Origin of the sequence: Jiella sp. M17.18, assembly GCF_041027365.1 — a bacterium.
Classification (GTDB): domain Bacteria; phylum Pseudomonadota; class Alphaproteobacteria; order Rhizobiales; family Rhizobiaceae; genus VKMB-3413.
In genome coordinates, this window is the sequence record NZ_JBFTEH010000001.1 from 680482 (window position 1) to 695162 (window position 14681).

The following is a 14681-nucleotide window of genomic DNA, read 5'->3' on the forward strand; positions in this document are numbered from 1 at the left end:
ATCATGAGCAGGGCACGCATCGTCGGCTGGTCGCACAGCCATTTCGGCAAGGTCGAGGCGCCTTCGACCGAAGCGCTGATGCGCGAGGTCGTCGGGCCCGCCATCGCTCATGCCGGCATCGAGACCAAGGACGTCGACGGCATCTTCGTCGGCGTCATGAACAACGGCTTCTCAAAGCAGGATTTCCAGGGAGCGCTGGTCGGCATGGCCCATGACGGGCTCGGCCATGTGCCGGCGGTCCGGCTCGAGAACGCCTGCGCCACCGGCTCGGCCGCGCTCTATACGGCGATGGACTTCATCGAATCCGGCAGAGGCCGCATCGCCGTCGTCGTCGGCGCCGAGAAGATGACCGCGATCCCGACCGTCGAGGTGGGCGATATCCTTCTGGGCGCCAGCTACCGCGAGGAGGAGGCCGAGGTCGAGGGCGGCTTTGCTGGTATCTTCGGCCGGATCGCGCAGACCTACTTCCAGAAGTTCGGCGACCGCTCCGAGGAGCTGGCCATGATCGCCGCCAAGAACCATTCGAACGGCATGGCCAACCCTTACGCCCACATGCGCAAGGACTTCGGCTTCGACTTCTGCAACACCGTCTCCGACAAGAACCCTTACGTCGCAGGGCCGCTTCGCCGCACCGACTGCTCGCTGGTCTCCGACGGCGCCGCGGCGATCGTTCTCGCCGACGCGGAGACCGCCGAGACGCTGGAGCGGGCGATCGCCTTCCGGGCGCGCCAGCACGCCAACGACGTGCTCGCCATCTCGCGGCGCGACCCGACCGAATTTGCCGGCGCCCGCGCGGCCTGGGCGAAGGCGCTGGACCAGGCGGGACTGAGCCTCGACGATCTCGACCTCGTCGAGACCCATGACTGCTTCACCATCGCCGAGATGATCGAATACGAGGCGATGGGCCTCGCCAAGCGCGGCGAGGGCTACAAGGTCGTGCGCGAGGGCATCACCCGAAAGGACGGCAAGCTGCCTGTGAACCCGTCGGGCGGCCTGAAGTCGAGGGGCCATCCGATCGGCGCGACCGGCGTTTCCATGCACGTGATGGCGGCGATGCAGCTGATCGGCGAGGCCGGCGACATGCAGATCAAGGACGCCGAGACCGCCGGCGTCTTCAACATGGGCGGCGCCGCCGTGGCCAACTACGTGTCGATCCTCGAGCGGGTGAAGTGATGGCGGAGGCTTCCGGGACCGGCGCGCCGAAGGGCGGGGTCGCGCCGCAATCGACGCGCGTCTCCAACCTTGCCCATCTCGTCACGCGGGCGAGCCGCCGGCTCGGCGACCGGCCCGCCCTCGTCTGGGGCGAGCGGCAGTGGAGCTGGCGGGAGTTCGACGCCCGCATCGACGCCATGGCCGCGGCGCTCGAGGAGCGCTTCGGCGTGACGAAAGGCGACCGCATCCTCGTCCAGTCGCAGAACTGCAACCAGATGTTCGAGGCGATGTTCGCCTGCTTCCGGCTCGGTGCGGTCTACGTGCCCACGAACTACCGCCAGACGCCGGACGAGGTCGCCTATCTCCTGGAAGCCAGCGGCGCGCGCGGCATGATCTGCAACGCCAGCTTCCCGGCCCATGCCGAGGCCTGCCTGAAGTCTGCCAAGGCGCCGGAGTTCGTCATCTCCATCGGCGAGGCGGCCTTCGGCGAGGATTACGACTCGCTGGTCGCGGCACATCTCGGCCGGTCTGTGCGGAACACGCCGGTCGACCGAGACGATCCCTGCTGGTTCTTCTTCACCTCAGGCACGACAGGACGGCCGAAGGCGGCGGTGCTGACCCATGGCCAGATGGCCTTCGTCGCCGTCAACCATCTCAACGACCTGATGCCCGGCACCGGGCCGGACGACGTGTCGCTGGTCGTCGCGCCCTTGTCCCACGGCGCCGGCGTCCACCAGCTGACCCAGGTCGCGGCTGGCGCGACGACGGTGCTCATGCCCTCCGATCGCTTCGACGTGGCCGAGGCCTGGAGCCTCGTCGAGCGCTACAAGATCACCAACATGTTCACCGTGCCGACCATCGTGAAGCGGCTGGTGGAGCACCCGTCCGTCGACGAAGTCGACCATTCGTCGCTACGGCATGTGATCTATGCCGGCGCGCCGATGTACCGGGCGGACCAGAAGCGGGCACTGGAAAAGCTCGGGCCGGTGATCGTGCAGTATTTCGGCCTCGGCGAGGTCACCGGCAACATCACGGTCCTGCCGCCTGCAGAGCACAGCCTCGACGACGAGGCGGCGAGGCTCGGCACCTGCGGCTTCGAGCGCACGGGGATCGAGATCTCGATCCAGGACGAGGCCGGCAACGAACTGCCGCTCGGGGCAACCGGCGAGATCTGCGTCACCGGGCCGGCCGTGTTCGCCGGCTATTACGACAATCCGGAGGCCAATGCGAAAGCGTTCCGGAACGGCTGGTTCCGCACCGGCGATCTCGGGCATCGGGACGAAGCCGGCTATCTCTTCATCACCGGCCGGGCCTCGGACATGTACATCTCCGGCGGCTCGAACATCTATCCGCGCGAGATCGAGGAGAAGATCCTCGCTCATCCGAAGGTCTCGGAGGCGGCGGTGGTCGGCGTGCCGGATCCCGACTGGGGAGAGGTCGGCATCGCGGTTCTGGTCGCCGTCCCCGGAGAGACGGTGTCGGAGGCGGAGATCGGCGCGTTCCTGGCCGAGAAGATCGCCCGCTACAAGCTGCCGAAGCGCTTCGTCTTCTTCGACGAGATGCCGAAGTCGGCCTACGGCAAGATCACCAAGAAGCTGGTGCGCGAGGCCCTCGAAGAGCGGGGGCTTCTCTCCGGCGGCGCCGCGGCCTGAGAATGGCGATGCTGCGCCAGATCAGGCATCCCGGTCCCGCCGCCCCCATCCGGCATGCGAAGTCCTGGGCCGAGGCGGTGCCGCTCGACTTCGCGATCGAGCCCGGTGAGACGATGGAAGCCGGGCTCGGCCGCGGCGTCGCGGAAGCCGGCTGTGACGCCGGCTATGTCGCCATCGCCGCCGCACGTCTGTCGCCCTTTCGCTATGTCATGCCGGCCGGCTCGCCGGGCCCGAGCCATGCCGCCTGGTATTCCGAAACTTTTGCGCCTGAGGGCACCGTCAGCGTCCGCGAGGCCGGCGCCATCGTCGGCCGCCGTGACGGCGTCGCCTTCGTCCACTGCCACGGCCTGTGGCGAGCGGACGGCGAGGCGCTCGCCATGGGCCACATGCTGCCGGCCGAGAGCCGGGCCGCCGAACCGGTGCGGGTGACAGGCTTTGGCCTACGTGGCGCCGTGTTCGAATCCCGGCAGGACGATGAGACGAATTTCCGGCTGTTTGCGGCCGAACCGGCCGGTTCGCCCGCGCCGACGCGATCTGCCTCGCGTCCGAAGACCTCAGCTGCGCTCGCTTTAACGCTCCGTCCGAACCAGGACGTCAGCGAGACGATCGAGACCGTCTGCGCAGACGAAGGCATCACCGCCGCCCGCATCCACGGCATCGGCAGCCTCAACGGCGCCCGCTTCGAAAACGGCCCGGCGATGGAGTCCTATGCCTCGGAGCTTCTCGTCCGCGACGGCCGGCTGGCCGAGAGTCGCGCCCGCCTCGACGTCGCGGTGGTCGCCATGGACGGCACGATCGTCGAGGGCGTGCTGGTGCGCGGCGACAATCCGGTCTGCGTAACCTTCGAGCTGGTGATCGTGCCGGAGGGGTGAGGGGGCGGGAAGGGGCGCTCGCTTTCTGGCGTTTGTGCCGAGGCACCCCCCCTCTGTCCTGCCGGACATCTCCCCCACAAGGGGGGAGATCAGGCGGCTTCATTGCCGGCCCCAATCACCTGACCGTCGAGCGGGGGCAGGCGTTTCGGGAGAGGCGACTTCGTCAAACGTCTTCAATCTTCCCCCTTGTGGGGGAGATGCCGGCAGGCAGAGGGGGGTATCCGGATCCGCGAGGTTTCCGGTCTAGGAGAAATTGAGGGAGAACACACCCATGACCGAACATCGGAAGATCGCGCTGGTCACCGGCGCGGCGCGCGGCATCGGCCTGGCGACTGCGAAGCGCTTCCTCGCCGAGGGCTGGCGCGTCGCGCTGCTCGACATCGACGGCGAGGCGCAGGAGGCGGCCGTGGCGGCGCTCGCGCGGCCGGACGATACGCTGGCGATCACCGCCGACGTTGCCGAAGTCGATGCGGTGGCACGCGCCGTCGAGGCGGTGGAAGCGCGGTTCGGCCGGCTCGACGCGCTGGTCAACAATGCCGGGACGGCGGTGTTCAAGCCGCTGCTCGAAACCACTCCCGCCGAATGGCAGCGCGTGCTCGCCGTCAATCTCGGCGGGCCCTTCCTGATGACCAATGCCTGCACGCCCGTCATGGCCAGGACCGGCCGCGGCGCGATCGTCAACATCACCTCGATCTCGGGCCTGCGGGCCTCGACGCTGCGCGTCGCCTACGGCACGTCGAAGGCGGCGCTCGCCCATCTCACCAAGCAGCAGGCGGTCGAACTGGCCGGGCTCGGCATTCGCGTCAACGCCGTTGCGCCGGGGCCCGTCGACACCGCCATGGCGAAGGCCGTCCACAGTCCGGCCATCCGTGCCGACTATCGCGATGCCATACCGCTCGAACGGTACGGCCTCGAAGAGGAACTCGCCGACGCGATCTTCTATCTCTGCTCGGATCGATCGAGCTACATCACCGGCCAGATCCTCGGCGTCGACGGCGGCTTCGATGCCGCCGGCATCGGCCTGCCGACATTGCGGCGCGAAACCCGGGACGGATGAGCAGGCGAGGACCTGCCGGAGCGGTGGAAGGCAAAGCGTCGGAAGGCGAACCCGAAGGCAATTGAGCCGCTGTCCGGATGCTTCCGCGGACGGGTCATGCGTAACACCATGTGTACCGCGCGGCGATTGCAAACCGCCTGCGCCAGGAACGGCTCCGGACGGTTCGCGCTTGGTTGGACGACGACGCTGTCGGCACGGTCCGCGTGCGCTTCGGCCGAGCGGCAGGACGCCCATCCTTGCTCCGTTTCGCTGCGTTCTCAGAGGCTTGTCGGAACGACCCCGCGCCGATCGGCGTCGGGCCCCTGCAGTGCCGATCCACCGCCAGCGTTCTGGATGGCGGAAAAGCGCGGGTCGAAGGTGCGGGAGATCGGCTCGGCCGCAGCGCCGATCGCCACCATCCAGGGATCGGCGCGGCCGAGGGTGAGGCGCGGCAGACCTCGTCCCGGCCGGTCGACATGGGCCGGCAGAAGCGGCAGCATGCGTCGGTGGAGCGCGCCGAGGAGCGACGGCGGCACGGCACCGCCGAAGACGACGGTCTGCGGGTCGAGCAGCGTCTCCAGCACCTGCACCACCCAGCGCAGGGACGCCGCCGCCTCCTCCAGCCAATCATCCGCCGAGCCGGATGCAACCGCCGCATCGAGCGCTTCGAAGAGGCCGGGCGCGGACGGATCGAGCCCGAGCCGGCGGCAGAGGCCCGCGAGCGAGGCGACGTGCTCGATCGGCCGGCCGGTCGAGCCGGCGGCGAGAAAGGGGAGAGCCATGCCGATCTCGCCGGCATTGCCGTGCGCGCCGGCATGGATCTCGCCGCGCACGAAGATCGCTGCGCCGAGCCCGTAGCCGAGATAGAGATAGACGAAGTCGTCGAGACCGCGTGCGGCGCCCGCGAGCCGTTCGGCCGTCGCGGCCGCCGCGGCGTCGTTCTGGCGCCCGACGGCGAGGCCGGTCGCTTCCGATAGCGCCGCAAGGATGGGGCGGTTCTGCCAGGCCGACATCATCCACGCGTCGTCGCCGTCCGGCGCGAGACCGAACGGGCCGGGCATGGCGAGGCCGAGGCCGAGCAGCCGGCGCTCGGCGCCCGGAGAGACGACGCCGAGCTGGCGACGCGTACCGGCGACGAGCTCCGCGATCACCGCCAGGCCGGTCTCGGGATCGCCGACCGGCAGCGGCGCCTCCAGCCGAACGAGGTCGTGGCCGAGAAGATCGGCCGCGACGACCCGGGTGGCGTGGCGATCGATCTGGACGCCGATCGAGAACGCGCCCTCGGCCACCAGCCGAACCGGGCGCGCCGGCTGGCCGCGCGCGATCCGCACCGGCGCGTCTGCCGTGACCAGGCCGCTGGCGGTGAGTTCGGCGACGATGTTGGAGACGGTCTGGCCGGTGAGGCCGGTCGCGCGGGCGAGGTCCGCCCGCGACAGCGCGCCGTTGACCCGCAGCGCCTCCATGACGACGCGGCGGTTGTGGGCGTTCGCGCCGCCGAGATTGGCGCCCTGCTTGGCTCGGATCGGATTGGCGGTGACCATTTCGCTCGCACGTGTTGACAATGCCGAAGTCTCGGGCAACGATTAACCCAAATTGTTTGGTTTAATCGAGTGCAGTCCCGCAACCTTCGTCGGAAACCGCTCTGGGAGGGGCGGTCCGCGGACACAGACAGATGGAGCTGGTCATGTCGCATCGCCTTCTCTCGACCGTTATGGGGGCTGCGCTCGCCGCAGGCTTCCTGTCTTCCCCGGCCTTCGCCGAGACGACGCTCCGGGCGTTGTTCATGGCGCAGGCGGCCTACAGCGAAGCCGACGTCCGGGCGATGACGGCCGAGTTCACCAAGGCCAATCCGGACATCAAGGTCGATCTGGAATTCGTCCCCTATGAGGGCCTGCACGACAAGACGGTGCTCGCCCAGGGGTCGGGCAGCGGCTACGACGTCGTCCTCTTCGACGTCATCTGGCCGGCGGAATACGCCAAGGACAACGTCCTCGTCGACGAGACGGACAAGATCACGCCGGAGATGAAGAAGGGCGTCCTGCCCGGCGCCTGGACGACCGTCCAGTACGACGGCAAGTACTACGGCATGCCGTGGATCCTCGACACCAAATATCTCTACTACAACAAGGACATCCTGGCGAAGGCGGGCATCAAGGAGCCGCCGAAGACCTGGGAAGAGCTGGCGGCGGACGCCAAGACGATCAAGCAGAAGGGTCTGCTGGAATATCCGATCGTCTGGAGCTGGTCGCAGGCCGAGGCGGCGATCTGCGACTATGCGACGATCCTGTCGGCCTATGGCGGCCAGTTCCTCAAGGACGGCAAGCCGGTCTTCCAGACCGACGGCGGCCTCGATGCGCTGCAATACATGGTGTCGACCATGAAGGACGGGATCACCAATCCGAACTCGAAGGAATATCTCGAGGAGGACGTGCGCAAGGTCTTCGAGAACGGTGACGCGGCCTTCGCGCTCAACTGGACCTACATGTACAACATGGCCAACGACGCCAAGGACTCCAAGGTGGCGGGCAAGGTCGGGGTCGAGCCGGCACCCGGCCACAAGGGCACCAGCGAGCTCTCGGCCGTCAACGGCTCGATGGGCCTTGGCGTGACCACCACCAGCCAGCACAAGGACGCGGCCTGGAAGTACGTGGTCTTCATGACCTCGCAGCCCGTGCAGAACCAGTACGCCAAGCTGAGCCTGCCGATCTGGAAGTCCTCCTATGACGATCCCGCCGTCACCAAGGGCCAGGAGGATCTCGTCGCGGCCGCCAAGAAGGCGCTCGCCGTGATGTATCCGCGCCCGACGACGCCGCACTATCAGGAGCTGTCGCAGGCGCTGCAGCTGGCGATCCAGTCGGCGATCCTCGGCGCGGAAAGCCCGAAGGACGCGCTGACGACGGCCGCCGAGAACAGCGGGCTCTGACACCCCTCGCATGAAACCGGCGCGGCGCGGGGCGTGCCGCGCCGTCGCCCTTCCACCCCTTGCAGCGAGGCCGCCTTGTCGAGCGCCTGGATCACCACCCGCGCCTGGCTCCTGATGCTGCCGCTGCTGTTCGTCATGGTGGCGGTGATCGGCTGGCCGCTGGCCGACACGGTGCGGCTGTCCTTCACGGATGCCCGGCTGGTCGGCACCTCCGGCGACTATGTCGGCCTCGCCAACTACGCCAAGGTGCTGACCGGCCGCCCGTTCCTCGGCGCGCTGGGCAACACCGCCTGGTTCGCGGTGCTCTCGGTCGCGGCCGAAATGCTGCTCGGCGTCCTCGCGGCGCTGCTGCTCGACCAGGAGTTCCGCGGCCGGGCCTTCGTGCGGGGGCTGATGATCCTGCCCTGGGCGCTGCCGACCGTCGTCAACGCCATGCTGTGGCGGCTGATCTACAACCCGGAATACGGCGCGCTGAACAGCCTTCTCGTGCAGCTCGGCATTCTCTCCGACTATCGCTCCTGGCTCGGGCAGCCGGGCTCGGCGCTCTTCGCGATCGTCGCGGCGGACTGCTGGAAGAACTTCCCGCTGGTCGCCCTCATCGCGCTGGCCGCGCTCCAGGCGGTGCCGCGCGACATCAAGGCGGCCGCGATCGTCGACGGGGCCGGTCCCTGGGCGCGCTTCCGCTTCGTGATCTGGCCGTATCTCGCCGGGCCGCTGACGATCGCCCTGGTGCTGCGCACGATAGAGGCCTTCAAGGTCTTCGACATCATCTGGGTGATGACGCGGGGCGGCCCGATCAACTCGACGCGGACCCTCTCGATCCTGGTCTACCAGGAGGCGTTCTCGTTCCAGCGGGCCGGCACCGGGGCCTCGATGGCGCTGATCGTCACCCTGATCATCACCGTCTTCGCCTCGGCCTACATCGCCATGATGCGCCGCAGCGGTTCGAAGGCGTAGGCGATGGAGCGCCGGTCCCTCCTCGCCAGCATCCTCGTCTATGGCGCCGCCATCGTCATGTCGCTCGTCATCCTCGCGCCGATGGTCTGGCTGTTCCTGATGAGCATCTCCTCCTCGGCCGACCTTTCTGCGCATCCGCTGCACTGGTGGCCGCAGCATGTCGACCTGTCGCGCTACCGCACGCTCGTCTCGCTGGCGCAGAACAGCGCCGGCGCGGCATTTCTTTCGGCGCTGCGCAACAGCCTCTTCGTCTCGGGTCTCGCGACGCTCGGCGCCATCCTGATCGCCGTTCCGGCCGCCTGGGCGGTGTCGCGCACGCCGAAGGTGCAGTGGTCGCTCTACGCGGTGATCGCGACCTACATGCTGCCGCCGGTCTCGCTGTCGGTGCCGCTCTACATGGGCCTTGCCAGCCTCGGCATGCTGAACACGGTGACCGGCCTTGCGCTCGTCTATCTGACGATCCTCGCGCCCTTCGCGACCTGGCTCCTGAAGACCGGCTTCGACACCATCCCGCAGGAGATCGAGAGCGCCGCGATGATCGACGGGGCGCGGCTCGACCAGACGATGCGCATCGTCACCCTGCCGCTGGCGGGGCCGATCGTCGCGACGACGGCGCTGTTCGCCTTCCTGCTCGCTTGGGACGAGTTCTTCTATGCGCTGCTGTTCACGGCGGACGAGCGCGCCAAGACGGTGACCGTGGCGATTGCCGATCTCGCGGCCGGCCGAGTCGCCGACTACGGCCTGATCGCGACCGGCGGGCTGCTCGCCGCCCTGCCGCCCGTGCTGATCGGGCTCGTCATGCAGAGGGCGGTGATCTCCGGCCTCGCAACCGGTGGAGTGAAGGGATGACCCATCCAGAGGACGCCGGCCGTTCGGCGGGACTGGCCGCGATCGATCGCGAGATGGCCCGGCAGGGCGAGGATGCGCTGGCCTCCTTCGAAGCCGGCCGCGAGACGGCCGGGCAGATCGCGGCCTCGCTGCGGCGCACCGGCCGGCTGCTGATGCTCGGCATGGGCGGCTCGCATGCCGTCGGCCGGGCGGTCGAGCCGTTCTACCGCGCGCTCGGCATCGCGGCGGTCGCGCTGCCTCTGTCCGAGCAACTCGTCTCGCCGCTGCCCGCCGACGCGACGACCATCCTCCTGACCTCCCAGTCCGGCGAGAGCGGCGAAGTGCTGCGCTGGCTCCGCGAGGGTGGCGCGACGCCGGACACGTTCGGCCTGACGCTCGAAGCGGGCTCGACACTCGGGCGCGCGGTGCCGTGCCTCACCGGGGCCGGCGGCAGCGAGCAAGCCTTCGCCGCGACGCGCAGCCTGACGATCACCTTCGCCCAGCACCTCGCGATCCTGGCTGCGCTGGGAGCCGATCCGGGTGCCGCGCTCGCAGCCTTGCGGGACGGGACGGATGGCCCGGTCGACGCGGCCGTGGAGGCGCTGGCCGGCGTCGATACCGTGGTCACCTCGGGCCGGCTGCTGCGCGGCCTTGCCGAGACGATCGCCCTCGGCTTCACCGAACTCGCCCGCGAACCCGCTTATGCCCTGGAGGGCGGGCAGCTGCGCCACGGGCCGATGGAGATGCTCGGGCCCCGGATCGGCGTCCTCCACTTCTGCGCCGACGAGCCGTCCGAGCCGCTGGTGAAGAGCCTTGCCGCCGCCTGCGTCGCTGCGGGTTCGCCGACGGTCGTCCTCGATGCGTCCGGGAGGGAGACGGTGCCGGGCGCGGTCAACCTGACTTTGCCGCCGGCGGCCGGCATGGCCGCGGTCTTCCGCATCCTGCCGGTGGCGCAGCGCCTGATGATCGCCCATGCCGCGCGCCGCGTTCCCGATGCCGGCACGCCGCTCCGCTCCAACAAGATCACGCGGGTCGAATGACGCAGATGCGGCCGCTCGGCGTCCTCGGCAACGTCAATGTCGACCTGATCCTCGGCCCGACCGCGCCCTGGCCGCAGCCGGGCACGGAGGTGATGGTGGCGCATGACGACCTGCGCGTCGGCGGCGCGGCCGGCAACACGGCGCTCGCCTGGCAGGCGCTCGGCGTTCCCTTCGCGATCTTCGCCAGCGTCGGCTCCGACATGTTCGGCCGCTGGCTGGCGGAGGCGTTCGGCGAGCGGGCGACGGGCTGGCCGGCCGCGGGGAGCGCGACCACCGTCTCCGTCGGCATCACCCATCCCGGCGGCGAGCGCACCTTCTTCACCTCGCGCGGCCACCTGCCGCTGTTCGGCTGGGCGGATCTGCAGCCGATGCTGGAGCAAAGTGCCCTGTCCGGCGGCATCCTCCTCGTCTGCGGCTCGTTCCTGATGGACGGGCTGGCGGCGGACTATCCCGCCCTGTTCGACTGGGCCGACGCGAACGACGTCGAGATCGCGCTCGACACCGGCTGGCCGGTCGAGGGCTGGACGGAGCCGGTGCGGGCGCGGACGATGGAGTGGCTGCCGCGCTGCCGCTATCTCCTGCTGAACGAGATCGAGACCACGAAACTCGCCGGCGCGCCGGACGTGACTGACGCGGCGCAGGGCCTTCTGCCGCGGCTGCACCCGGATGGCGTCGTCGTCACCAAGCTCGGGCCGCGCGGCGCAGCCGCCCACGGTGCGGGCGGTACGATCGAGCGGGCGCGGGCGCCAAAGGTCGACGTCATCGACACGATCGGGGCGGGCGACGTCTTCAACGCCGGCTTCCTGATGAACATCGCCGCCGGCAGGGCGCTCGCACAGGCGCTGGCGGCTGGGACGCAGCTCGCATCACTGGCCGTCTCGACGTCGCCCCGGCGCTACGTACTGGAAGATCCCACATGAGCACGCTCGAACTCGTCGGTATCGGCAAGCGCTACGCCAACCTCGAGACCCTGAAAGGGATCGACCTGAAGCTCGAGAGCGGCGAGTTTCTCGTCCTTCTCGGGCCGTCCGGTTGCGGCAAGTCGACGCTGCTCAACATCATCGCCGGGCTGACGGAGCCGAGCCGGGGCGACGTGAGGATCGGCGAGCGGTCGGTGGCGCGGGTGCATCCGAAGAACCGCGACATCGCCATGGTCTTCCAGTCCTACGCGCTCTACCCGAACCTGTCGGTGGCGCGGAACATCGGCTTCGGGCTGGAGATGCGCAAGGTGCCGAAGGCGGAGCGCGAGGCGGCGGTCCGCCGCGCCGCTGAGGTGCTGCGGATCGAGCAGCTGCTGGACCGCAAGCCGTCGGAGCTCTCGGGCGGGCAGCGCCAGCGCGTCGCCATCGGCCGGGCGATGGTGCGGGATCCGAAGATCTTCCTGTTCGACGAGCCGCTGTCGAACCTCGACGCCAAGCTGCGCACCGAGATGCGGACGGAGCTGAAGCGCCTGCACCAGGCGCTGAAGGCGACGATCGTCTACGTCACCCACGATCAGGTGGAGGCGATGACGCTGGCGACGCGCATCGCGGTGATGCACCAGGGCGCGATCGAGCAGATCGGTACGCCGCGGGAGATCTACGACCATCCCGCCAACCTCTATGTCGCGAGCTTCATGGGCTCGCCGCCGATGAACGCGCTGAGGGGAACGGTCAGCGCCGACGGGACCGGCTGGGAGCCGGAAGACGGCAGCGGACGGATCGCGATCGCGCCGGCGTTGCGCGGCGGCTTGCCGCCCGGCGCGCCGCTGACCGCCGGCATCCGGCCCGAGCGCCTGCGCCCCGCGGTGGACGGCGCCGCGGCCGATCTCGTGATGGATGTCGAGGTGGTGGAACTGACCGGAGCGGAGACCCTGGTGATCGGCCGCGTCGGATCGCAGCCGCTGGTCGCGAGCGTCAGCGCCGACGCGGCGCCGGAGCCGGGCGGAACGCTCGCCTTGCAGATCGTCCCGGAGAGCGTGCGCTGGTTCGATCCGGACACAGAGCGGGCATTGGCGCTCGGTCCAGAGGCGCTGCCCACAGATCGACTTGGCCACGCTCGCCGGGCCGATGCTTGATGATCTGGGATTAAAGGTGGTCGAGCCGGTTCGGCTGCGGTTGCGAGACAGCGCGGAAGCCATCTGCATCGCAAAGTTCGCGCCGGCCCGGGCCTGCGCGCCCATGTCGTCATCGGCCGCAGGCGACCGCTCTATGCAGGATCGGGCAAGACAATCCTCGCATTCTTGGCGGCTGAGCAACCAGACCGTTCCAGCCGGAGGACCTGACCGCGTTCCCCCGGAACACGATCGTCGATCCCGAGCTCTTCCGCGCGGAACTCCAGCGGATCCGGAACAGGACCGTTGCATCAGCCGCGGCGAGGTGAGCGGACAGCCAATCGCGGTTTCGGCCGGTCTTCGCCGTCGACGATTCCGGGGTCGCCTCCATCAACATCGCTGCGCCCGCCTTCCGCACGAAGGAGCCCGACATCGACCACTTCATCGACCTCGTGACGGTCGCGGTGCGGCGCATCTGCGAAGGTCTCGGCTGGCGTCAGGAGCGAGCGCTATCGATCCGTCGACCACCTGCCCACCGCTGACGAGAGGGATGACCACCGTGCCGAATGCCGGCGTCATGGTAGTCCGGATCGGCCTACGGGGCGCTCGTCCTTCCCGGCGGTGTGGAACACAGCGCAGAACGGCGCGGGCGTGCTACTCGATGACGAACTTCCCGTACATGCCCTCCTCGGCGTGTCCGGGCGTGGGGCAGACGTACCAGTAGGTGCCGGCGCGGTCGGCGAAAAACGTCGTCCCGACGGCCGCGAACTTCGCCTTCGACAGGTCTTTGCTGCTGCGCCAGGGAAGCAACGGCATGACCGCCGCAAAGCCGGGTCCGGTCGCCATCATCGCCATGCCGGGATAGGGCGGCGGATCCCTCGTCAGGATCACGCCGTGTTCCATGGCATCGCCATAGTCCATGTTCAGCAGGTTGAGGTGGACGGTCGCGCCGCGAGGCACGATCAGCGTCGGGTTGGTCAGACCGTCGACCTCGAAGGTCTGGTCCTCATGGCCTGGCTGGACGGCCACCATGTCGATCGTCACATCGCTTCCGCGATAGGTGATGGTGTCGTTCTTTGCATCGACCGCGCCCTTGTCGGCGCCCCGCCGGATGAAGGTCTCGGCCTGATCGTGATCGAGAACCCGGCCGCCCCAGCCCGGGGTCACGGGACGGTCCGCTCCGCCGCCGCCCATCATCCGCGGCCCCATGCCTGCGCCCATCATGCCTCGGCCCATGATGCCGGATCCGCCGAGCGGCTGCGCAGTCGCGCCCTGCGACAGGAGAAGGACCGCGATGGACGCCGAGAGGACGGCGAGACGAGATGGGGAGCGTTCCGATGACATTGCTCAAGTTCTCCGGGTGATGGCGGGGCCGCCCTTGTTCACGAGCTTTCTACTGCCGCAGGCACAGCGCCTTGATCCGGCGCAAGCCGGGCTTTTCCGGTCCGCCCGTCGGACGGCGGCTTCAGACGTCGTCGTCTGGACCGCGCGAGGCGACCTTGATGACGCTGATCGCGCCGTTGCGCTCCAGATACGCCTCGGCCACCTCGTCGATGCTCGCCACGCCGTTCAGGCGCAGGCTCTCTGTCAGATCGCGTTCGCCGAGACGTGCCCGGCGCATGGCTTGCCGATCGACGCTGCCGTCGCGCACGAGGCGGATTGCGCGGCCCTTGGCCAGGCGCGACAGCCACTCCGACCGCGGTGCCAGGGTGGACGCCCCGGCGTACAGGCTCGCCAGCACCGCCGTCGCGGCAAGCACGGGGATCAGCGGCGCGTTGGCCGTGATGGCCCGGCTGAGGCTCGAGCCGAGAACGACCGTCACGACGATGTCGAGGGCTGCGGTGCCGCCGAACGCCTTGCGCGGCAGGATCCGGTAGAGGATCAGCGCATAGGCGAAGATTAGGACGGCCCGGTCGCACATCTGCCACCAGGCGACCGGGCCGGACGTATCCCCGAAGACGAAGCGGAAAAGGTCCATCCAAGGATCCAAGGAACGGCGGGTGCGCTTGGCCGGCGACACCTGTCGCCGGACGATCCGGAGCGGCTGGGGCCGGCGCCCCGGCCGCTGCCCCCATGAGGGATCACCGGCGCAGGTACCTGACCAGCACCGCTATCAACAGGACGAGGATGACCAGCCATAGGAAGCCCCATGCTCCCATGCCGAAGGGCATCCATCCGCCCATGCCGTA

The 14681-nt window shown here is 69.1% G+C and carries 13 protein-coding genes; 10 read left to right on the top strand and 3 right to left on the bottom strand.

Annotated features, from left to right (window positions below; genetic code table 11):
* Positions 1 to 3: 3 nt before the first annotated feature.
* The 4 genes from AB5S17_RS03195 (at position 4) to AB5S17_RS03210 (ending at position 4733) form a co-directional block, all read left to right on the top strand.
* A complete protein-coding gene (locus AB5S17_RS03195) occupies positions 4 to 1173 on the top strand; it encodes an acetyl-CoA acetyltransferase (RefSeq protein ID WP_369236034.1) in 1170 nt (389 codons plus the stop codon).
* Complete coding sequence (locus AB5S17_RS03200) at positions 1173 to 2804, top strand: acyl-CoA synthetase (RefSeq protein WP_369236036.1); 1632 nt, start codon at positions 1173 to 1175, stop codon at positions 2802 to 2804. Before AB5S17_RS03195 ends, AB5S17_RS03200 begins: the two co-directional genes overlap by 1 nt.
* Before the next feature lie 8 nt (positions 2805 to 2812).
* A complete protein-coding gene (locus AB5S17_RS03205) occupies positions 2813 to 3676 on the top strand; it encodes a DUF296 domain-containing protein (protein WP_369236038.1) in 864 nt (287 codons plus the stop codon).
* Positions 3677 to 3947: 271 nt separating this feature from the next.
* On the top strand, positions 3948 to 4733 hold the full coding sequence (locus tag AB5S17_RS03210) for an SDR family NAD(P)-dependent oxidoreductase (RefSeq protein ID WP_369236040.1): 786 nt from the start codon (positions 3948 to 3950) through the stop codon (positions 4731 to 4733).
* Between the two features lie 257 nt (positions 4734 to 4990).
* Here the strand turns inward: AB5S17_RS03210 and AB5S17_RS03215 are convergent, their stop codons facing one another.
* Entirely contained in the window at positions 4991 to 6253 is a 1263-nt protein-coding gene (locus tag AB5S17_RS03215) for an ROK family transcriptional regulator (protein ID WP_369236138.1), read from the bottom strand.
* A 143-nt stretch (positions 6254 to 6396) separates the two neighbouring features.
* Between AB5S17_RS03215 and AB5S17_RS03220 the strand changes: the two genes are divergently transcribed.
* From AB5S17_RS03220 to AB5S17_RS03245, 6 genes are all read left to right on the top strand, one after another.
* Positions 6397 to 7635 (top strand): extracellular solute-binding protein, encoded by a 1239-nt coding sequence (locus AB5S17_RS03220; protein WP_369236042.1) that lies wholly within the window; start codon positions 6397 to 6399, stop codon positions 7633 to 7635.
* Positions 7636 to 7710: 75 nt separating this feature from the next.
* Positions 7711 to 8592: a carbohydrate ABC transporter permease gene (locus tag AB5S17_RS03225; RefSeq protein ID WP_369236044.1), complete on the top strand. Its 882-nt coding sequence runs from the start codon at positions 7711 to 7713 to the stop codon at positions 8590 to 8592.
* Positions 8593 to 8595: 3 nt separating this feature from the next.
* Positions 8596 to 9441: a carbohydrate ABC transporter permease gene (locus AB5S17_RS03230; protein ID WP_369236046.1), complete on the top strand. Its 846-nt coding sequence runs from the start codon at positions 8596 to 8598 to the stop codon at positions 9439 to 9441.
* On the top strand, positions 9438 to 10460 hold the full coding sequence (locus tag AB5S17_RS03235) for an SIS domain-containing protein (protein WP_369236048.1): 1023 nt from the start codon (positions 9438 to 9440) through the stop codon (positions 10458 to 10460). Before AB5S17_RS03230 ends, AB5S17_RS03235 begins: the two co-directional genes overlap by 4 nt.
* A gap of 5 nt (positions 10461 to 10465) precedes the next feature.
* Positions 10466 to 11380 carry a carbohydrate kinase family protein gene (locus tag AB5S17_RS03240; protein WP_369236140.1) on the top strand — a complete coding sequence of 305 codons (915 nt, stop codon included), beginning with the start codon at positions 10466 to 10468 and terminating at the stop codon, positions 11378 to 11380.
* Entirely contained in the window at positions 11377 to 12516 is a 1140-nt protein-coding gene (locus AB5S17_RS03245) for an ABC transporter ATP-binding protein (protein ID WP_369236050.1), read from the top strand. Before AB5S17_RS03240 ends, AB5S17_RS03245 begins: the two co-directional genes overlap by 4 nt.
* Before the next feature lie 630 nt (positions 12517 to 13146).
* Here AB5S17_RS03245 and AB5S17_RS03250 read toward each other — a convergent pair.
* Together AB5S17_RS03250 and AB5S17_RS03255 are read right to left on the bottom strand one after the other, a co-directional pair.
* Positions 13147 to 13836: a sulfocyanin-like copper-binding protein gene (locus AB5S17_RS03250; protein ID WP_369236052.1), complete on the bottom strand. Its 690-nt coding sequence runs from the start codon at positions 13834 to 13836 to the stop codon at positions 13147 to 13149.
* A 121-nt stretch (positions 13837 to 13957) separates the two neighbouring features.
* Positions 13958 to 14470 (bottom strand): DUF421 domain-containing protein, encoded by a 513-nt coding sequence (locus tag AB5S17_RS03255; RefSeq protein ID WP_369236054.1) that lies wholly within the window; start codon positions 14468 to 14470, stop codon positions 13958 to 13960.
* Between the last annotated feature and the right edge of the window lie 211 nt (positions 14471 to 14681).